Origin of the sequence: Dactylosporangium sp. CA-139066, from assembly GCF_050936175.1 — a bacterium.
In the GTDB taxonomy this organism is placed as follows: Bacteria; Actinomycetota; Actinomycetes; order Mycobacteriales; family Micromonosporaceae; genus Dactylosporangium.
On record NZ_JBNJNH010000001.1, the window covers coordinates 469,524 to 489,301 of the forward strand.

The following is a 19,778-nucleotide window of genomic DNA, read 5'->3' on the forward strand; positions in this document are numbered from 1 at the left end:
GCGTTGCGCTGGGCAGTCCGCGTTGCTCAGGGCGGCTCGCGCCGCTCAGTGCAGCTCGAGGCCGTCCCAGCCCGCATAGCCGCGCAGGACGGCGGGGCGGCGGGCGCGGATGAACAGCCAGGCGCCGGCGGTCAGGGCGGCGCCGGCGAGCGCGTCGGCCACGTAGTGGTGCCCGGTCAGCACCACCGGGGCGGCCAGCGTCAGGGCGAGGGCGGCGCCGGCGACGCGGGCCCGGGCGCGGCGGCCCGCGGCGGCGATCCCGAGTCCGGCGACCACCGCCCAGCCGGCCTGCAGGCTGGGCAGGGCGGCGAACGCCTCGGCTCCGTCGGGCGGGGCGACCGGGAACAGCACGAAGACGAACAGTGCGGCCGCGGCGGTGAGCAGCATCGCGTCGCGGGCCCGGTAGTACAGGGCGGGGTGGCGGCGGGCGAGCCAGACGAGCACGGTGCCCGCGGCGATCCAGGGTCCGTAGGCGTACACCCACTCGAGCGCATCGGCCACGAAGGCGTTCGTCGTGGCGTGCTCGCGCAGCCAGTCCTCGCGCAGCAGGCCGGTGGAGCGCTCAAGGTCCTCGACGGCGTGGGCGTTGCCGAGCGCCCGGCCGTCGGTGGCCACGGCGCCGCGTACGAGCAGGAAGGCGGTCAGGGCGGCGACGCCGATCGCAGCCTGCCGAGGCATCGACACGGACGGCGTCGACACGGACGACGTCGACACGGGTGGCGTCGGCACGGACGGCGTCGACCGCGTCGGCACGGGTGGCGTCGGCACGGACGGCGTCGACCGCGTCGGCACGGGCGGCGTTGACACGGGTGGCGTCGACACGGACGACGTCGACCGCGTCGACATGGACGGTGTCGACACGGGTGGCGTCGACCGCGTCGACACCGGCGGCGTCGATACGGGTGGCATCGACGTGGACGGCGTCGACCGCGTCGACGTGGACGGCGTCGACCGCGTCGACGTGGACGGCGTCGACATTGACGGAGTCAACATGGACGGCGTCGATACGGACGGCGTCGATGTGGGTGGCTTCGACACGGGCTGGCCCGCCGTGAGCGACGGGTCCCCGCTCGCGGCGGTGACGGTCATGCGACTCAGCCTCGTCCGCGTCGGGCTCGATGCCATCCAGGCGATGCACCGAGCCCGACCCTGATTTCCGGGCGGGCCGTCCGAGGGGACCCCTTACGGGAACGCTATTTCTCGCCGATGTTCTTCAGCGGCGACGGATTGTCGATGTTGGCCGGGGCGTTCCACTTCTGCAGCTTCGAGCCGTCGCAGTCGGCCATCAGCAGCTTGCTGACCGTGGTGCTGCCCTTGAAGATGTCGGCCGCCGGTGTCTTGGGGTCGTCGAGGTTCGCCGGGGTCAGGCAGCGGCCCTTGTAGTCCATGATCACGTAGCTGAGGCCGTACGTGTCCTCCTGGTATGCCACCGTCCACGTGGTCGCGTCGGTCGGTACGGCCGGGCACTGGGTGACCGTCACGAAGTGCGGGGTCGCGTTGGGGTCGACCGTGGTCAGGCAGTAGTTCTTGTTCGTCTTCGTGCTGTCGTACGTGCTGATGACGCCCCTGGCGTGGCCCGTGCCGTCGACGGTGGCCGGGATCGAGTACCGCTGGTTCCAGCCGACGTTGAGCGGGTTCGGCGCCTGCTTGCAGGGCCACACGATGAGGAAGCCGATCGTCGTGTCGAAGTTCGTCACGTCGACGCAGCGGCCGAACTGCTTGAAGTTGACCAGCTGGTACGGCGGGCCGGCCGCGCCCGCGCCGACCGAGGCCTCCGGCGCGAACGTGCGCGTGTTGTCCGCGGCGCCGGCGCAGGAGTTGAGCTCGACGAACGCGCCGGTGGTGCTGCCGGCCCTGGCGTGCAGGCAGAAGCTGCCGAGGCTGGTGCCGTTGGTGGCGGTGCTCTGGAAGTTGGAGCTGTCGTTGATGCTCCAGCGCTGGTTGTACGGGATCGTCGGCGACGCGCACACCTGGAACTGCACCAGCGTGCCGGTCACCGGGTTGGCGCCGGAGTCCAGGCACATGCCCAGCGGGTTGGCCGCGGTCTTGGAGGAGACCAGCTGCAGCGTCAGGTTCTTGGTGTACGCGAACGTCTGCCGCGAGCTGCCGGAGTTGCACGGCTGGGTGGTCACGTTGGTGCCGACCGCCGGCGAGCCGGAGCCCGCGTCGAGGCAGTAGGTGCCTCCGTAGAACTTCAGCAGGCCGCCCTCGATGTTCTCGTTGGTGAACCGGAAGACGTACGTGGCGGTCAGCGTGCGCGAGGCGATCGGGTCGAACGGCTGGGCGCCGGTGCCCTTGTCCGAGCCCGTCGCCGTGATGACCGCGTAGGCGGGCACCGACACCAGGTGCGCGTTCTTCGTCGGGCAGGCGAGGTCGGTCCGGGTCGCGTCCTGGTACTGCACCGAGACCCTGTACCGCCCGGGCAGGCCGCCGCCGACCGCGCCGAGCAGCGGGTCGGCGACCGGCAGGCACAGCAGGTTGGCGATCGAGCCGGCCGAGGAGCGCAGGCTGCCCAGGACCACGTCGATCCCGGCCTGCGCGGCGTGCAGCGCCTGGGCCCGGTCGACGGTCTGCGCCGTGTTGCGCACCTGCGCGATGACGACGGGGACCATCAGGGTGCTCAGGGAGGTACCGACGAGGGTCAGCATCATGGCCAGCGGCAGGGATCCCTCGTCGCGGCCCCGGCCGGTCAAACGGCGCAGGAGGTTCTTCACAGCCTTCCCTCCGGGCAGACGGTGTTCGGGTCCGTGTCGGACTTGCTGTTCAGCGCGGTGAACGTGAGGTCGGTGGTGGCCTCGGTCTGGCCGCTGCCCGGGTTGGTCAGCACGACCAGCACCACGTGCAGCCGCTGGAACGTGCTGCGGCTGGACTTGACCAGCTCGAAGCTGCTCTTGGCCACGTTGACCTGGGAGGCGAGGGTGGCCCACGTGTTCACCGGCTTCACGCCGGTCTGCTGCGGCCACACCTGCCGGCGCAGCGTCTGGCCGGCCTTGTACAGCTCCAGCTGGGCGCACTGCGGCGTGCCGTCGGCGGTGCCGGTGTTGATGTACTCCACGAACACGTTGCCGGCGACGTCGGTGTGGATCGGGCCGAAGCCGGCGGCGTAGCGCAGCTCGCGGTCCAGGCGCAGGAACGCGTTGTTGAGCTGCGACTGGGTCATCGCGACCAGCTCGTTCTTGTTGCCGGCCTTGAACAGCTGCACCACGCCGGTGGTGAAGATGGCCATGACCATCGACATGATGCCGGTGGTGACGGCGAGCTCGGCGAGGGTGACGCCGCGGTCGTCGCCGCGCAGCCGGGCCCGGATCCAGGTGAGGACGCTCATGAGATCTTCCAGACGAACGCGAACGTCGAGATGGCGCCGGTCTTGTCGGTGACGGTCAGCGTCACCACGTAGGAGCCGGTCGCCGTCGGGGTGCCGGTCATCACGCCGTTGTTGCCGGTCGTGGCGATCGAGATGCCCGGCGGCAGGTTCGTCGCCGACCACGTGTACGGCGGGCTGCCGCTGGCGGCCGTCGCCGTCTGCGCGGCGATGGCGGTGCCCTTCGTGCCGGTCTTGTCCGGCGCCGCGGTGGTCGGCGCGGTGACCTTCAGGCCGGTGGGCACGGTCACGTTGACCGGCACGACCGTCGAGTTGGTGACGCCGGCGCTGTCGGTGACGCCGAGGGTCACGAGGTACCGCGTGCCGCCGGTCACCGTGCCCGTCACCAGCCCGGCCGCGGTCATCGACAGGCCGGGTGGCAGGTTGGGCGAGGAGAACGTGTAGGAGCCGGTGCCGCCGGCCGCGACGATCGAGCCGCTGTACGCCGAGCCCTTGGTCAGCGCGACCGGGGTCGAGTCGTTCGGGAACTGCACGGCGACCTTGGTGTACCACTTGAAGGTCGCGCTCGCGCTCTTGGCGAACTTGTCGGTCACCTTGACCGTGACGTTCGCCGCCGCGGCCGCGCCGGTGGCGGTCGTGGTGCCGGTGATGACGCCGGTCGTCGGCGAGATCGTCAGGCCGGACGGCAGCCCGGTCGCGGTCCAGGTGTACGGGGCGGTGCCGCCGGCCAGGGGCACCGTGTACGACACCGCGGAGCCGGCGTCCCACGTCTGGTTCGGGGGCTGGGCGATCGCCGGCAGCGGGTTGACGACCCAGTTGAACGAGGCGTCGTTGGTGCTGGCGTTGTCCTTGACGATGACGCGCACGACGTAGGTGCTGGCGACGGTCGGGGTACCGCTGATGACGCCGGCGTCGCTGACGGCCAGGCCCGGCGGCAGGCTCTCGGCCTGCCACGTGATCGGCGGGTAGGCGCTGGACGCGGTCAGGGTGAGTGGCGAGATCGGGACGCCGACGTCGGTGACCTGGTTGCCGGGGTTGTCCGGCAGCGGCGGGGTGACCGTCACGCTCGGGTTGAAGACCGGGTCGGTGGTGGCCCCGGCGACGAGCGTGTCGGTGACGTAGGAGCACTCGCCGCCGGTGCACGCGCGGGAGTTCTGCCACGTGACGGCGACGACGACGCGGTAGAAGGACAGCGGGTTGGCGACCGCCGCCGACAGCACGCACGGGGCGTTGCGCAGGGACGGGTCCATGACGCAGGTCCCGACGTACCAGTGCCGCCTGAACGTGGCGTCGTTGACGGTCAGCACCTCGGGCACCACCGGCAGCACCGGGTTGTCGCTGGCCGCGTTGAGGCCGAGCTTCGGGTCGGCGGCCGGCGTCATCGTGTTCTTCAGCGCGGTGAGGTCGAGGTTGGGCACGTGGTCGGTGACGAACTGGCGGGCGACGTCGATGGTGCTGCGGCCGACGACGAGGCTCGGGCCGTTCATCGAGCGGACCATCTCGACGCCGTCGTGGGCGAGGCGGATGGCCATCTGCAGGCCGCGCTCCTTGTTGATCGTGTTCGTGGCCGACACGAAGAAGGTGGTGAGCGCGGTCATGACCACGCCCATGATGGCGATGGCGGTGAGCGTCTCGACGAGGCTGAAGCCGCCGTCCGGCGCCGGCTGCGGCTGCGGGGGGAGGGGTCTGGTCATCGGGTCACGTCAGCGGGGCGTAGAACGCGTTGAGGTTGATGGTGACGTTGGAGCGGGCCAGGTTCGCCGTGCTGCTCGGGGCGAAGTTGACGCTGCTGATGAGCACGGCGCGGGGCTGCAGCTGCTGCAGCTGGTCCAGGAACGGGTTCATCTTCTCCGTCGGGCCGACGACGCTGAGGCTGACCGGCATCGCGTACACCTGGAAGCCGACCAGCGCGTTGAGGTCCACGGCGGTGCCGACGCTGACGCCGCTGACCGAGACGCCGGCCTGCTCGCCCGCGTTCTGCAGCTCGCGCAGCAGCGCCGAGGCGGCGTCGTCGACCGGCAGCGCGGCCTGGTCCTTGGCCAGCTGCGCCCTGTACTCGTCGATGTGCTCGTACTGCTTGGCGAGATCCTGCAGCTCCTTGCGCTTGGCCGCGATCTCGACGCGGGTCCGGTCGGCGGACTCGGTGGTCGACCTGGTGTCGCTCTGCTCGGGCCGGATGAAGAAGTAGTAGCCGAACGCGACGATGACGAGCGCGCACAGGGCGCCGCCGAGCAGCCAGAGGCGGTCGTTGCGCATCACTTGCCTCCGTTCGGGCTCACGGTCACGGCCGGGCTCGCCGACGGGCCGGTGAAGCGGCCGCCGAGGGCGGCCCTGGTGATGTCCATCCGGATCGTGAACGACACGCCGTTGTTCTCCTCCGTCACGTCGCTCGGGAAGGGGTTGGCGATCCCGTTGAGCGTCGCCAGCGCGATGACGTAGTCGGCCACGACCGACTTCGACGCCGCCGTGCCGGTCACCGTGATCGTGCCGATGTTGTCGCCGGTCGCCTTCTGCGCGCCGGTCTCCTCGAGCAGCGCGGCGGTGATCCCGTTGATCTTGACGTTGTGGTTGCCCGCGGTGCCGCGCAGGTCGGCGAGCACCCTGGACCACGACAGGTCGCGGCCCATGACCTTCGCGAGCCGCTTGTCGATCTTCGCGGAGTCGCCCTGGATCCTGATGAGGTCGTCGTACTTGCGGTGCCGCTGGCGGATCAGGTCCTGCTGGGTGTCCACGACGCTCTGCAGGTCGTTCTGGGCGACGGTGTGCCGGTGGACCTCGTAGCCGTACCAGCCGCCGACGAGCGCGGCCACGACCACGACGCCGGAGATGACGAGCCGGCGCAGCCGCCGGGCGTGGCGGGTCTCGGCGATCTCGAGCGGGAGGAGGTCGGCCGCGATCGGCAGGATGCGGAAGGTGCGCGCGGTCGCGTCCGGGAACGCCGGGTGCGGCGCGCCCTCCCGGCCGCCCGCCCGGCGCGCATCATGCTGCTCGCCGGCATCATCCGGATGTGGTACTCCCGGATGCCCGCCGTCGGGCAGTGCCGGGTGGCCCGGTGCGGGCTGGGCGTTGGTCTGGGCCATGAGGAGCTCGGCGGTCGACATCTCGGCCGGCGCGTGCGCGGGCGGTGCCGGGCGGACGGCCGGCAGTTGGGCGGTGTCGCCCTCGACGGCCGCCCTCGACGATTGAGCCGCGGGCGTCGGTGCGGTCAGCGTGTGCTGCGAGGTGCGCGGCGGCGGGGTGGTGGCGGGTCCGGTGCTCGGCTGGGGCGCCCAGGTGGCCGGGCCGGGAGCCGCCGGGCCGTGGACGGCCGGACCGGGGATGGCCGGACTGGGGCCGGTCGGACTGGGGCCGGTCGGCGGAGCGGGCGCTGGGGTCATGCGCGCCGCCTCGGGTGCCGCCAGGGAGACCTGGTCGAGTGGCCGCGAGGTGTCCGATGTGGACGGTTGGGCGGTCTGGGTGCGGGCGGCCGCGGAGGGGAGCGGGGGAGGGGGCGCGTCGGCGGGGAGGTCGACGTACGGGGTGCGTTGCCACTGATCCGGTTCCGGGGGTGCGGAAGGGGGCATCGCCCAGGACGGCAGGGCCGTGCGCAGCTCGGCGGTCGCCGGCAGCGGGGCGTGCAGCCGCGCGGCGAGGACCTCGACCGGCGCGGTGAGCGGGTCGAAGTCGTCGTCCTGCGATCGGCGGTGCGTCGACGGCTCGGGCAGGGACGGGAACTCGTCGGCGGGCAGGACGAACTCGCCGTGGACGTAGCGGGGGAACTCGCGGCGGGGCTGGGCGTCGGCCTCGGCCTCGAGGGCGGGATCCGGTTCCGGGGGCGGCCAGGCCGGGGGAGGGCCGGACGGGACGACGCGCACGGGCGGACCGGCCGGCTCGAGGGGGTCGGAGGCACCGTATGCGTCGCCGTATCCGAGGTTGCTGTATCTCAGGTCGTCGTAGCCCACGGACCGTGGGTCGATGTAGGGGTCGGGGTGTGTGGTGCTGTAGGGGGCGGGCTCTGTGGTGCCGCGGGTGGGCTCGCTCTGGGGCGCGGCGGGCGTGCGGGATCGGCGGTCGCGTTCGAACTCGTCCAGGTCGTCGGTCCCGGGGGCGTCGAAGGACGGCAGGACGATGCCGGTCAGGCGGCGCTCCGGTTCCTTCCAGCCGGGTTCGTTCCAGCCGGGCTCGTTCCAGCCGGACTCCTGCTGCCACACCGGGGTCTGGTCGTCGCGGTCCTGTGGGGTGCTCATGCGCCGGCTCCGAGGGTCAGGCCCACCGAGATCGCGGCGGAGGCGCGGACCTGGTCGAGGCTGCCCTCGCGGACGCGGCGCAGGCCGCGCACGCGCATCACCGGGTCGACGGCGATGACCTCGACGCCGAGCTGGCTGTGCAGCGCCTCGAGCAGGCCGGGCAGCATCGAGCCGCCGCCGGAGACGGCCAGGCGGCTCACGCGGGCCTGGCGGCCGCCGGCGGTGAGGTACGCGAACGAGCTGCCGATCTCGTTGATCAGCGGGCGCACCGCGTCCTTGAGCGCGGAGGCGCTGGCCGGGTCGGCGTCGGGGCGCAGGCCGACGCGGCACTTGAGGTCCTCGGCCTGCTGCAGCGCGATGTCCAGGCGGTCGGCGACCGTCTTGGTGATCTCGTTGCCGCCGCGGGGGATGGTGCGCACGATGAGCGGCTCGCCGTCGTGGTGCACGACCACGCTGGTGGCGTGCGCGCCGATGTCGACGAGGGCCTCGACGTGCTCGTCGAGGCGGGAGGCGGCGCGCAGCAGGGCGAAGGACGCCAGGTCGACGCGGACCACGTGCAGCTTGGCCGCCTCGACCGCGCGGATCGCGGCGATCACCGGCTCCTTCGGGGCGGCGATGAGCAGACCGCGGACCGTGTCGGCCGAGCCGGGCTCCTCCAGCGGGTAGAAGTCGATGAGCGAGCGCTCCGGCGGCAGCGGCAGCGCGTCGCGGACCTGGAACGGCAGCGCCTTGCGCATCTCCTTCGCCGGCAGGTTGGCCACGGTCGTCTCGCGGACGACGACCTGCTGGTGGGTGACGCCGAGCGCGACCTTGCGGCTGCGGAACTTGAACGTGGACCACAGCTGCTTGAGCGCACCGGTGACGGCGGCCTCGTCCTGGACGGCGCCGTTCTGCACGACCCCCGGCGGCAGCAGGATGTGGCCGAAGTTGCTGATGGCCGGGCCGTCCTTGCCGTTGCTGGTCTCCGCCGCGCGGATGGACACCGTCCCGATGTCCAGGCCGATCAGGTTGACAGCGGCCATCGTGCTCCTTCAACAGATGCCGCCCGCGCGGCGGGCGGGCGCGGCTTTACGCGGGGACCAGCAGGGTGGTGTACCAGGCGGTGATGGGCGCCGCGGCGAACAGCGCGATCAGGGCGCCGGCGAGCATCGACGGGCCGAACGGCAGCGCCGTCCTGCGCCCGGCGCGGCCGGCCGCGATCAGCACCAGGCCGGCGGCCCCGCCGATGACGAAGGCGGCGAGCGTGCCGACGGCGACCGAGGGCCAGCCGAGCCAGCCGAGGTACAGGCCCAGGACGCCGGCCAGCTTGACGTCGCCCGCGCCCATGCCCCCGCGGTACAGCGACAACAGGAAGTAGAGGGTCCACAGCGCGGCCATCGCGAGCACGCCGCGCAGGGCCGCCGGCCAGTCCCGCTCGACGATGACGCCGGGCAGCAGCAGCAACGGTGCGACGACGTAGGAGGGCAGGACGATCGCGTCGGGCAGGCGCAGCACGTCGAGGTCGATGAGGGCCAGCGCGACCGCGATCGCGGCGAGGTACAGCCAGGCCGGCAGATAGAGCCAGGCGGACCCGCCGGTGCCCGCGGCGGGCGCGGGGGCGATCAGGCGGGCGGCGACGGCGGCGAACAGCGCCGCGGTGCCGAGCTCGACGAGGGGGTACCGGAGGCCGATCGGCGCGGCGCAGTCGGCGCAGCGGCCGCGCAGGACGAGCCAGCCGACGACGGGCACGTTGTGCCACGGGCGCACCGGGGACGTGCACTGTGGACAGTGCGAGGCCGGGCGCAGCAGCGACTCGCCGCGGGGGACACGGTGGATGACCACGTTGAGGAAGGACCCCACCGCCAGCCCGAGCACGCCGACGACGACGAGCACGAACGCCATGGTGGGGTCCTTTCCAGGAGGGGTGTCGGGCGGCCCCGGATCAGGTGGGGCCGCCCGATGCCGTCAGTGCGGCGATGCCGGTCAGATCAGCTGACGCAGTTGGCGAGGTCGGTCGCCGTCGCCTTCTTGACGGAGCCGCCGGCCGCGCTGTCGTAGAGGTAGTAGACCTTGCCGTCGGCGTTGTAGCCGCAGACCTTGTAGCTGTCGCCGGTCGCCGACTTCTTGTACTGCATTGTGTTCTGCGGCGACAAGGTGGCCGTCTGCTGCGTACCGCCCGTGCCCGACGTGCCGCTCGTCGTAGTCCCGAAGACCAGCTTGGTGCCGACGTCGGCGGTCGTGCTCGCCGGGTACGTGTTGTCGTTCTCGGTGTAGAACTGCTCGATCGCGCTGACCGCGGCGCGCACGTCGGACTCCGCCGACTTGTTGGCCGCGCCCTTGCGGTAGTTCAGGTACATTGGGACCGCGATCGCGACGAGCACGCCGATGATCACGACGACGACGAGCAGCTCGACGAGCGTGAAACCGCCGTCTCCGGCAGCACGCTTCTTCTGCATCCTGCGCAGCGTCTCTTGCATGGGTGAGCCTCCTGCTCCTCTGCCTGGGGTGTGTGATTGGCGAGGCTCCGCTGCCTGTCGCCAGTGTTGTTCGCGGTGGTGGGTGTTGCGGTAGTGGGTGTTGCGGTGGTGTTCTCAGTAACCGGCCCGTTCGGAGCGGCCGTGTTGCCCGCCGCGTTGCCGGCCGGTTGCCTTGCTTGCGGCTGCTTTTCGCATCAATTGCTTTGAATGTTCTGGTAGATCGAGAACATCGGCAGATACAGGCAGACGATCATTCCGCCGACCACGCCGCCCATGACGAGCACCATGATCGGCTCGATGGACGCGGTCAGCGCCTCGGCCGCACTGTCGACCTCTCGGTCGTAGAAATCGGCAATCTTTTCGAGCATCTGACTGATTTGGCCGCTCTCTTCGCCGACCTCGACCATCTGCACCACCATGGGCGGGAAAACCTTGTGCTGACCGAGTTGTGACGACATCGGCCGGCCCTCGCGCACCGCCTGCTGCAGTTCGGCCATCGCGTTGGTGATGACCGTGTTGCCGGTGGTGGCGCCGACGACGTCGAGGGCCTGCAGCACCGGCACGCCGACGCCGAGCAGCGTGCCGAGGTTGCGCGAGAACCGGCTCAGGGCGATCTTCGTGAACAGCGGGCCGAACACCGGCAGGCGCAGCTTCACCTTGTCGAACCACAGCCGCACCGGCGGGTTGCTCGCCATGATCTGGCGGAACGCCACGGTGGCGGCGGTCCCGGCGACGATGAGCACCGGCCCGAGCCAGAAGAGCGTGTGGCTGGCGGTGACGATGATCCGCGTCGGCAGCGGGAGCTCGCCGCCGAGCTGCTTGAACATCTTCTCGAAGATTGGCACGATGAAGATCAGGACGGCGCTGATCATCACCAGGGTGAAGACGAGGACGATCACGGGGTACGTGAGCGCGCTCTTGATTTTTCCGCGAAGCGCCGCGTCCTTCTCGAAGTTCGTCGCGATGCGGTCCAGCGCGCTGTCGAGGAAACCGCCGGTCTCGCCGGCGCGGATCATCGCCACCATGATGGTCGGGAAGACCTTCGGGTGCTTGCCCATGGCGCCGGAGAGCGACATGCCGCCCTCGATGTCCAGCCGTACCTCGCCGAGCGCCTTCTTCAGCGACGGCTTCGGGGCCTGGTCCTCCAGCACCGCCAGCGAGCGCAGCAGCGACATGCCCGACTGCGTCATCGTGGCGAACTGCCGGGCCAGCACCGACAGGTCCTTGAGCGACGTGCGCTGGCCGAGGCCCGGCACGTGGATGTCGCGCCGCATCAGCGTGTCGGCGCTGGTGATGGCGAGCGGCGTCAGGCCCTGCTGGCGCAGCAGCTGCGCGGCGGCGAGCTCGTTCGACGCCTCGATCTTGCCCTTGGTGCGCTTACCGTCGTGGTCGATCGTTCGGTAGTCGTACGTCTTGGTGGCAACCATGCACGGCACCCCTTCGCGCCTTCTGCTCCTGGGTCTGGTCCAGCGGCGGGCTTGCGTACGGCCCGCTTACACACGGCCGGCGAGGCGGCGGAACTCCTCGGCCGAGTGGCACAGCTCGAGGGCCGCGTCGTACGTGATGAGCTGCTGGCGGACGCGCTCGGCGAGGTGCTGGTCGAACGAGAGCATCCCGTCGTTGCCGCTGGACTGCATGAACGACGGGATCTGGTGGTTCTTGCCCTCGCGGATGAGGTTCCGGATCGCCGGCGTGGCGAACATGATCTCGGTGATGATCGTGCGGCCCTGCCCGTCGGCGCGCGGGGCGAGCGCCTGCGTGACCACGCCCTGCAGCGCGTTGGACAGCTGCGCCCGGATCTGCTGCTGCTGGTGCGGCGGGAAGATGTCGATGACCCGGTCGACGGTCTGGGCGGCGCTCTGCGTGTGCAGCGTGGCCAGCACCAGGTGGCCGGTCTCGGCCGCGGTGAGCGCCGTCGACGTGGTCTCCAGGTCGCGCAGCTCGCCGACGAGGATGATGTCGGGGTCCTGGCGCAGCGCGTGCTTGAGCGCGAGCGCGAACGACTGCGTGTCGGCGCCGACCTCCCGCTGGTTGACCAGGCAGCGCTTGTGCTCGTGGAGGAACTCGATCGGGTCCTCGATCGTCACGATGTGCGAGGAGCGGGTGCGATTGGCCAGGTCCAGGATCGCGGCCAGGGTCGTGGTCTTGCCGGAGCCGGTCGGGCCGGTGACGAGGACGAGGCCGCGGTGCAGATGGGCGAAGCGGGTCACCTGCTCGGGGACGCCGAGCTGGTCGAGCGGCTTGATGTTGTGGGGGATGGCGCGGAAGGCGGCGCCGTACGAGCCGCGCTGGTTGTAGAGGTTGACCCGGAAGCGCGACACGCCCTCGATGGCGTAGGCGAAGTCGAGCTCCTGGACCTCCATGAACTGCCGCCACTGGGCCTCGTTGAGCACCGCGGCGCGCACCAGCATCTCCGTGTCGCCGGGCGTGAGGTCGTCGTAGCCGGGCAGGTAGCGCAGGCCGCCGTTGATGCGCACGGTCGGCGGCGCGCCGACGGTCAGGTGCAGGTCGGAGCCGCCGACGCGGACCAGGGAGACGAGCATCGCGTCCAGCGAGGCGCGTTCGTCGCTGGTGGTGATCCGGGTCGCGAGCGTGCCGGCCATCGCCTCCTGGGCACCGGCCCGGGCCGGCCGGCCGCCCTGGGTTCTCTGAGTGGTCACGCGGGCTCCTTGCGGTACCGATGCGGCGGACAAAGACCTCATGAGCGGCATCGGCGGCCGTGCGCCGGATCTGAGGCATTTCGCCGCCGCTAGACCGCGACGCGCACGACCTCGGGGATCGACGTCTGGCCCTCGGCGGCCTTGGCGAGGCCGTCGATGCGCAGGTCGAGCAGGCCCTCGCGGTGGGCGACCGCCTGGATCTCGTGCGCGGAGGCGCGGTCGATCGCGAGCTTCTCGATGTCGGGGGAGACCGGCATGACCTCGTGCAGCGCGATGCGGCCGCGGTAGCCGGTGTTGGCGCACGAGCGGCAGCCGACCGGGCGCCACAGCGTCGGCGGGGCGCCGAGCAGGTCGAAGGGCCAGCGGGCGCCGGCCAGCTCGGCCTCCGTCGGCTGGTACTCCGTCTTGCACCAGTCGCACAGGCGGCGGGCCAGCCGCTGGGCGAGCACGCAGTCGACCGACGAGCCGACGAGGAAGGGCTCGATGCCCATCTCGACGAGGCGCGTGACGGCGCTGGGGGCGTCGTTCGTGTGCAGCGTGGACAGGACCAGGTGGCCGGTGAGCGCGGCCTCGACCGCCAGCTGCGCGGTGGTGCGGTCGCGGACCTCGCCGATGAGCACCACGTCGGGGTCGGAGCGCAGGATCGCCGGCAGGACCGCGGCGAACGTCAGGCCCGCCTTCATGTCGACCTGGACCTGGTTGACGCCCGGCAGCCGGTACTCGACCGGGTCCTCGACGGTGATGATGTTGACCGTGGGCTTGCTGATCTCGGCGAGGGTCGCGTACAGCGTCGTGGACTTGCCCGAGCCGGTGGGGCCGGTGACGAGCAGCATGCCGTGCGGCTTGTTGAACGAGTTGGCGAAGCGCTCGTAGTTGGTCCTGCTGAAGCCGAGCTTGGTCAGCTTCAGGTCCATGCCGCTGGTGTCGAGCACGCGCAGGACGATCTTCTCGCCCCACACCGTCGGCAGGGTCGCGGTGCGCAGGTCGACCACCCGCTGGTTGATCTCCACCGTGATGCGGCCGTTCTGCGGTACGCGGCGCTCGGTGATGTCGACGTTCGACATGATCTTGAGGCGGGAGATCAGCGCGGACTGGACGTGCTTGGGCACCGTGTCGACCTCGTGCAGCACGCCGTCGATGCGGTAGCGCACGCGCATGCTGTGCTCGCCGGGCTCCAGGTGCAGGTCGGAGGCGCGGTTGACGATGGCCTGCTCGAGCAGCGAGTTGACGTACCGGACGATGGGCGCGTCCTCGCTCACGGCCGTGAGGCTGGACACGGCCGGCGTCGCCTCGGCGCGGAGGCTCTCGGCGACCTCGCCGAGGTCGTTCTCCTCGCGCTTGAGCCGGTCGATGATCTTGCGCAGCTCGGACCGGGCGACGACCACCGGGCGGACCGTGAGACCCGTGGCGGCGCGCACGTCATCCAGGGCGAGGACGTCACCCGGGTCGGTGATGCCGACGGTGATCTCGTGGTCGTTGAGGGCGATGCCCAGGACCCGGTGCTTGAGCACGAGGGCCATCGGGATCTTGGTCACCGCGGCCGGGTCGATCGGGTAACCGACGAGGTCGAGCGTGGCGATGCCGTACGCGTCGGCGGACGCCTCGGTCAGCTGCTCCTCGGTGACGATGTGGTCGTTGATGAGCACGGCGCGGATCGACCGGCCGGTCCGCTCCGCTTCCTCGGCCGCCCGGTCGACGGCCTGCGCGTCTGCCCCGCGTTGTTTCAGCGCGTCCAGTAACGGCCTGAACGTCTGGTACATCTCACCCCCGTGTCGCTGGAGGACTTATCGGCGGCTATCCGGGTGACTTTCGGGTTTCACCCCGGGCGCGTGCGGCGCACTCGTTGACGGGTCGCGGCCGCGTCGTGAGGATCGATCGCTGTGTCGGTTGCCGTTGTGGAAGAACCCCGAAGCGGATTGCCCGGCAATATCAGCATTTGGCGGGCGCGCTGGCTGCTGATGCGGTACTGGGGGCGGGCGCCCGGCGAGCCCTCGTACCCCGGTGTGCCGGCCGCCGCGCAGGCCGAGCTGCTGAACCTGGTCGCCGAGGTGGCGACCCGGGTGGGGGTGGCGCGGCCGGACGCCGTGCTGCTGACCGGGTACGGAACGATCCGTTCCTGGGCGAGCCGGCGCCGGCGGCTGCTGCTGGTGGGGCTGCCGCTGCTGCAGTGCCTCACGGTGGACGAGGTGCGGGCGCTGGTGGCCCACGAGCTCGCCGTCGTCGACCACCGGCGGGCGCATCTGGTGGTGCGGCTGCGGGCGCTGTACGAGGAGGCGGTCGATCCGCTGTCGATGACGCCGTCGACGCGCGCCGAGACGATCGCGCGGGCGACGCGGGAGTTCGCGATGGCGCTGGAGCGCAAGGCGGACCAGGCGGCGAGCAGCGCGTCGGGGCTGCAGACCGCGGCGCGGGCGGTGGTGAAGGCGGACCTGGCCGCGTTCGAGTTCGCCGACCTCGCCTTCGACGTGGAGGAGCAGGTGTGGCAGCGCACCAGCGCCGGGGTCCAGGACCTGCACGCCGGCTGGCGGGAGGCGGTGCGGGCGGGCGCGGTGATCGCGTCGCTGGACGACGACACGCGGACCGCCCTGATGGCGCGCCACCCGAGCCTGGCGGGGGCGATCGCGTCGCTGTCCGCGACGCACGTCGCGTTACGAGCCGTGGATTCGGTACCGCTGGTGCCGCTGCCGCCGGACGTGGAGCGGGAGTTGGCGCGGCACGTGCTCAAGCGCGACAGCGGGCAGTGGATCACGTTCGCGGCGGTGCCGGAGGAGGAGTGGCCGTCGTGGCTGGCCCGGCAGGCCCGGGTCGTGACGGATCAGGTGGCCACGCTGCTGCGGCGGCCGCCGATCGGGCCGGCCGAGGTGGTCGAGGTGCTGCTGACCCGGCTGGACGAGCTGGTGGCGGCGAACTGGCCGGCGCAGCCGGAGCCGCCGGCCGAGCCCGAGGAACTGGACGGCACGCCGTCGGTGGTGGTGGTCGCCGAGTCGGCGCTGACCGTCCGCGGGTGGCGGCGCGTGCATCCGGCGGCCGCGGGGGTGCTGGTGAGCCCGGACGGGGAGCAGCACAACCTGACGCTGCTGGCGCGGGCGGCGATCGACTCGCCGGCGGCCATGGCGGTGCTGCTGGAGCTGCTGTCCCGGGAGCCGTGAGGCCGGTTACGGGGTCACGTGGTCGCGCCACGAGTGGAGCGGGGAGTAGCCGAGGACGTCGCGGGCGCGGTCGATCGACAGCAGGGTCTCGAACTCGCCGAGCTCGCCGCGGACGGGTACGTCCGGGAAGACCTCGGCCATGAGGCCCGCGGACGAGCGGTTCATGATCGTGTCGGCGGCGGCGATGACGAACGACTGGGCGCCCTCGACCGGGGCGTCCAGCGAGAGCCGGCAGGCGGCGGCGACGTCGCGGGCGTCGACGTAGCCCCACAGGTTCCACTTGCGGCTGTGCGGGTCGGACCAGTAGCCGGGCACGGCGGCGTAGTCGCCCGGCCCGTCGGCGCCGGCGGTGTGGACGTTGGACAGGCGCAGGCCCACGAACGGGATGCCGCTCCAGCCGGAGATCTCCCGCGCCAGCGTCTCACCGACGACCTTCGACAGCGCGTACGTCGTCGTCGGGTACGGGAAGTGGTCCTCGTCGACCGGGGCGTACCGCGGCGGCGTGTCGAACGGCAGGCCCAGCGTCGTCTCGCTCGAGGACCACACCACCCGGCCGGCGCCGGCGGCCTGGGCGGCGAGGAAGACGTTGGCGTTCATGGCGGTGTTGCGGTTGAACGTCACCGCCGGGGTGTACATCCCGGGCGCGGGAATGTTGGCCAGGTGCACGACGGCGTCGGCGCCCTGCAGGACCTCGAACGCCTGACCGTAGTGGGTGAGGTCGGCGATGAGCAGGGTCGTGCCGAGGTCGGCGAGGCTGAGGTGGCCGGCCCGGCCGGCGGCGTCGGTGGCGACGACCTCGTGGCCGTGGGCGAGCAGGTCGGCCACGACGACCCGCCCGGTCTTGCCGTTCGCTCCGGTGACGACGATCCGCGACATGGGCCGATCCTGTCACGGGGCTCTGGTCCGCCGGTCGGCAGGCCTCTCGTGGTCTCGCCGGGCCCGTGGGCTCGGCTTGCTGGCTTTTGACCGCACCTTGCCGGCTGTTTGATCGCGCCTCGCCGGCTATTTGACCGCGCGGAGGGCGGCGAAGGCCGGGGCCAGGCGGGCCAGGTCGTCGAGGACGGCCTTCGCGGACGCGTCCAGGGCGCTGTCGGACCGGAACTGCTTGTCGGCCGTGACGTGGGTGCGCGTCGGGACGGCGACGGCGGCGTTGACCGGCATCATGCCGAGCATGCTGACGACGGGGCGAAGCGCGTAGACGGCGCGGGTGCCGGAGGAGATGCCGCCGTAGCTGACGAAGGCCGCGGGCTTGTCGCGCCACTCCTGGGAGAGGAAGTCCAGCGCGTTCTTCAGCGGGGCGGTGAAGCTGTGGTTGTACTCCGGCGTGACGAACACGATCGCGTCGGCCGCGTCGATGGTGGCGCTCCAGTCGCGGGTGTGCTGCTTGGTGTACTGGCGCAGCGACGGGTGGTGGGGTTCGTCGAGCAGGGGGAGGTTGAGCTCGGCGAGGTCGGAGACGTGGACGTCGAAGCCGCCGTGCTGCTCGGCCTGCTCGATGAACCAGTCGGCGACGACGCGGCCCACGCGGCCGGGGCGGGTGCTCGCGACGACGACCTCGAGCCTTGGCCGCGCGCTGCTGCTCGCTTGGAGTTGTTGGGTGCTGGTGGGCTCGGAGCCGATTGTTGACATGTCATCATCGTGACACTGGATTGGTGACACGTCAACATCTATGCTTGAGACGTGGACGACACACAGCTGCTGCCGGCGCCGGACGCTTCCGGGTCGCGACCGGAGGAACCGCCGCGCTGGCTCAACGAGCAGGAGTTCCGCGCCTGGATCGGGTACCGCCGTATGCGGGCGCTGCTCGACCTGCAGCTGGCCCGCGAGCTGGCCGCGGACCAGGGGCTGTCCGAGCCCGACTACGACGTGCTCACCAGCCTGTCCGACGCCGAGGACCGGCGGATCCGGCTCAGCGAGATGGCCGACCGCATGCTGTGGTCGAAGAGCCGGCTCTCGCACCACGTGACGCGAATGCAGCAGCGCGGGCTCGTCACGCGCCAGGAGTGCCCGTCCGACGGGCGCGGGGCGTTCATCGTGCTGACGGACCAGGGCATGGAGACGCTGCGGGCCGCCGCGCCCGGGCACGTGGCGGCGGTGCGCGCGCACTTCATCGACCTCCTGACCGAGGAGCAGGTGCGGGTGCTGGGCGACGTCACCGAGGCGGTGCTCGAGCACCTGCGGCGGCACGTGGACTAGCGGCGGGCCACTGTCAGGCGGTTGGTGGGCGCTTCCCGCGGTACCGCTGCGGGGGTCAGCTCTTGCTCACCAGGTCGACGTGTGACGACATGAACGACTCGACGGAGTCGGCGCGCACGGCCGCGAGCAGGGCGAGCGTGTTGTCGTCGAGGGCCTCGGCGCCGGGCTGCTCCGGCGACTCGTGGAACGTGCCGTTGTTGGACTTGACCGTCAGCAGGTTGTCGCCGCCGATGTCCTTCAGGGCGAAGATCCAGTCCTGCAGGTCGATGCCGCCGGAGTCGATCGTCATCGACTGGCCGACCACGTCGAGCACCTTCTTGAGCTTCGCCGGGTCGGTCATGACGTCGCGGCTGGCGATCTCCTTGAACAGCGCCTTGATGAACTGCTGCTGGTGGCGCTGACGGTCGTAGTCGCTGTTGGGCAGCGTGTCGCGCTGGCGCACGTAGTCGAGGGCCTGCCAGGGCTCGAGGTGCTGGTAGCCGACGTGATACGTCTGCGGGGTCACCCCGGGGACCGGGATCAGGTCGGTGCCGCCGGAGTCGTTGAAGCGCTGGATGTACGGCACCTTGGTCTGGCCCTTGGCGTCGTGGCCGATGTGGACGGACCGGGTCTCCTGGTCGACGTACATGTCGACGCCGCCCAGCACGTCGACGACCTTGGTGAAGCCGGCGAAGTCGACGATGGCGGCGGCGTCGAAGGTGATGCCCCAGTTCTCCTCGATGGTGTCGGCGAGCAGCGACATGCCGTAGCGGCGCTGGTCCTTGCCGGTCAGCTTGAGGCCGCCCTCGGCGAACGCGGCGTTGATCTTGTCGTGGCCGCCCTGGTAGCGGGTCCGGCCGTTGCTGAACGGCGGGATCCGGACCCAGGTGTCGCGGGGGATCGAGACCAGGTACGCGGACTGATGGTCCTGGGGAATGTGGACGATGATGATCGAGTCCGACCGGATCGCCTCCGATGGGTCCTGGTCGGGGCGCGGGTCGATGCCGACGAGCAGGATCGTCTTCGCGCCGCTGATCGTCACGTGCCGGCCCTGCTGCTCCGCGGCGGGGACGATGAGGTCGTCCTGGCGGACGTTGCTCGTGACGTAGCCGACGAGCAGGTTCTTTGCGACGAACGCGCTGCCGGAGAGCATCATCATGACCGCGCCGATGGTCACAAGGGTGTGCGCCCACCTCGGGTCGCGGCGGCGGCGTGGTGGCCTTGCCGCGGCGTCATCCAAGTCGGTGCGGGCGGTCGTCGTCAGCAACGGAATCGGCCGGCGCGACGTGTGGTCGTCGGCCGGCCGATCGGCATCCTCGTCCAGGGGCTCGTGGCGTCGGATCACGTCTCGTGGGCTCCCGTTCGAGGTGTGCTGCCTTCATTGCTGTCGGAGGGGTTTCTGCGGTCCTTGTCGTATGTCGGGTCCGGCCTGGCGGGACGTCTGCGGCTCGTGGTCGGCGTCGTCGCCTCGGCGCAGGCCTTCGGTGACGTTTCGCGTTCGGTGGCGCTTCGCGACTGGTCGCGAATCAGCCGCCGACGAGGATGACGGCGATCACGCTGAGCAGGACGACCGCCGCCAGGAAGATCAGCATGCCCTGCTCGCTGTCGAGCGGGGTCAGCTTGCGGGTCGTGGTGGTGGTCGGGGTGGCCATTGTCGCCTCCTGTTGCGGTGTGGTGACTCTTACGCTACGAACACCGCGGACAGGTTTGATCCCGTCGTCGTGCCACGTGCCCGACCTGCCTGAACGTCTCGTCGAACCCCTTCGTGGGGTTCTACGATCCGCACCGCC

19 protein-coding genes are annotated in these 19,778 nt (G+C 71.1%); 3 read left to right on the forward strand and 16 right to left on the reverse strand.

All coding sequences use genetic code 11. The features are described 5' to 3' along the window. Window positions 1-45 precede the first annotated feature (45 nt). On the reverse strand, window positions 46-615 hold the full coding sequence (locus ACQEVU_RS02220) for a phosphatase PAP2 family protein (RefSeq protein ID WP_433319719.1): 570 nt from the start codon (window positions 613-615) through the stop codon (window positions 46-48). On the opposite strand from ACQEVU_RS02220, the gene ACQEVU_RS02225 reads away from it, so the two are divergent. Beyond that, entirely contained in the window at window positions 608-1,153 is a 546-nt protein-coding gene (locus ACQEVU_RS02225; RefSeq protein WP_433319722.1) for a hypothetical protein, read from the forward strand. The two genes, ACQEVU_RS02220 and ACQEVU_RS02225, sit on opposite strands and share 8 nt — an antisense overlap. 40 nt (window positions 1,154-1,193) lie before the next feature. Here ACQEVU_RS02225 and ACQEVU_RS02230 read toward each other — a convergent pair whose 3' ends face one another. The 11 genes from ACQEVU_RS02230 to ACQEVU_RS02280 form a co-directional block, all read right to left on the reverse strand. Then, on the reverse strand, window positions 1,194-2,714 hold the full coding sequence (locus tag ACQEVU_RS02230; RefSeq protein WP_433319725.1) for an RICIN domain-containing protein: 1,521 nt from the start codon (window positions 2,712-2,714) through the stop codon (window positions 1,194-1,196). Further along, a complete protein-coding gene (locus ACQEVU_RS02235) occupies window positions 2,711-3,325 on the reverse strand; it encodes a hypothetical protein (protein ID WP_433319728.1) in 615 nt (204 codons plus the stop codon). Before ACQEVU_RS02235 ends, ACQEVU_RS02230 begins: the two co-directional genes overlap by 4 nt. Further along, entirely contained in the window at window positions 3,322-5,016 is a 1,695-nt protein-coding gene (locus tag ACQEVU_RS02240; protein ID WP_433319731.1) for a type IV pilus modification PilV family protein, read from the reverse strand. Before ACQEVU_RS02240 ends, ACQEVU_RS02235 begins: the two co-directional genes overlap by 4 nt. A 4-nt stretch (window positions 5,017-5,020) precedes the next feature. Then, window positions 5,021-5,578, reverse strand: coding sequence for a type 4a pilus biogenesis protein PilO (gene pilO, locus ACQEVU_RS02245; protein WP_433319734.1), 558 nt, complete (start codon window positions 5,576-5,578; stop codon window positions 5,021-5,023). Continuing rightward, window positions 5,578-7,548 (reverse strand): hypothetical protein, encoded by a 1,971-nt coding sequence (locus tag ACQEVU_RS02250; protein ID WP_433319737.1) that lies wholly within the window; start codon window positions 7,546-7,548, stop codon window positions 5,578-5,580. Before ACQEVU_RS02250 ends, pilO begins: the two co-directional genes overlap by 1 nt. Next, complete coding sequence (gene pilM, locus ACQEVU_RS02255; RefSeq protein ID WP_433319740.1) at window positions 7,545-8,570, reverse strand: type IV pilus assembly protein PilM; 1,026 nt, start codon at window positions 8,568-8,570, stop codon at window positions 7,545-7,547. Before pilM ends, ACQEVU_RS02250 begins: the two co-directional genes overlap by 4 nt. A 46-nt stretch (window positions 8,571-8,616) precedes the next feature. Then, the gene (locus tag ACQEVU_RS02260; RefSeq protein ID WP_433319743.1) at window positions 8,617-9,429 is read right to left on the reverse strand and encodes a prepilin peptidase; all 813 of its coding nucleotides are present in this window, start codon (window positions 9,427-9,429) and stop codon (window positions 8,617-8,619) included. 86 nt (window positions 9,430-9,515) lie between these two features. Continuing rightward, a complete protein-coding gene (locus ACQEVU_RS02265) occupies window positions 9,516-10,004 on the reverse strand; it encodes a prepilin-type N-terminal cleavage/methylation domain-containing protein (RefSeq protein WP_433319746.1) in 489 nt (162 codons plus the stop codon). Between the two features lie 194 nt (window positions 10,005-10,198). Next, window positions 10,199-11,431, reverse strand: coding sequence for a type II secretion system F family protein (locus tag ACQEVU_RS02270; RefSeq protein ID WP_433319749.1), 1,233 nt, complete (start codon window positions 11,429-11,431; stop codon window positions 10,199-10,201). 66 nt (window positions 11,432-11,497) lie between these two features. Next, the gene (locus tag ACQEVU_RS02275; RefSeq protein ID WP_433319752.1) at window positions 11,498-12,664 is read right to left on the reverse strand and encodes a type IV pilus twitching motility protein PilT; all 1,167 of its coding nucleotides are present in this window, start codon (window positions 12,662-12,664) and stop codon (window positions 11,498-11,500) included. Window positions 12,665-12,753: 89 nt separating this feature from the next. Then, window positions 12,754-14,424, reverse strand: a complete 1,671-nt coding sequence (locus tag ACQEVU_RS02280; protein ID WP_433319755.1) for a GspE/PulE family protein — start codon at window positions 14,422-14,424, stop codon at window positions 12,754-12,756. A gap of 198 nt (window positions 14,425-14,622) precedes the next feature. On the opposite strand from ACQEVU_RS02280, the gene ACQEVU_RS02285 reads away from it, so the two are divergent. After that, on the forward strand, window positions 14,623-15,813 hold the full coding sequence (locus ACQEVU_RS02285) for a hypothetical protein (RefSeq protein WP_433319758.1): 1,191 nt from the start codon (window positions 14,623-14,625) through the stop codon (window positions 15,811-15,813). Between the two features lie 6 nt (window positions 15,814-15,819). Here the strand turns inward: ACQEVU_RS02285 and ACQEVU_RS02290 are convergent, their stop codons facing one another. Both ACQEVU_RS02290 and ACQEVU_RS02295 read right to left on the reverse strand, forming a co-directional pair. After that, window positions 15,820-16,689, reverse strand: coding sequence for an NAD-dependent epimerase/dehydratase family protein (locus ACQEVU_RS02290; protein WP_433319761.1), 870 nt, complete (start codon window positions 16,687-16,689; stop codon window positions 15,820-15,822). Between the two features lie 126 nt (window positions 16,690-16,815). After that, window positions 16,816-17,442 (reverse strand): NADPH-dependent FMN reductase, encoded by a 627-nt coding sequence (locus ACQEVU_RS02295; RefSeq protein WP_433319764.1) that lies wholly within the window; start codon window positions 17,440-17,442, stop codon window positions 16,816-16,818. Between the two features lie 51 nt (window positions 17,443-17,493). Here ACQEVU_RS02295 and ACQEVU_RS02300 point away from each other — a divergent pair, with 51 nt between their 5' ends. After that, window positions 17,494-18,009, forward strand: a complete 516-nt coding sequence (locus ACQEVU_RS02300) for a MarR family winged helix-turn-helix transcriptional regulator (protein WP_433319767.1) — start codon at window positions 17,494-17,496, stop codon at window positions 18,007-18,009. Between the two features lie 55 nt (window positions 18,010-18,064). Here the strand turns inward: ACQEVU_RS02300 and ACQEVU_RS02305 are convergent, their stop codons facing one another. Beyond that, a complete protein-coding gene (locus tag ACQEVU_RS02305; RefSeq protein ID WP_433319770.1) occupies window positions 18,065-19,333 on the reverse strand; it encodes an LCP family protein in 1,269 nt (422 codons plus the stop codon). Window positions 19,334-19,514: 181 nt separating this feature from the next. After that, window positions 19,515-19,640 carry a hypothetical protein gene (locus tag ACQEVU_RS02310; protein WP_433319773.1) on the reverse strand — a complete coding sequence of 42 codons (126 nt, stop codon included), beginning with the start codon at window positions 19,638-19,640 and terminating at the stop codon, window positions 19,515-19,517. Between the last annotated feature and the right edge of the window lie 138 nt (window positions 19,641-19,778).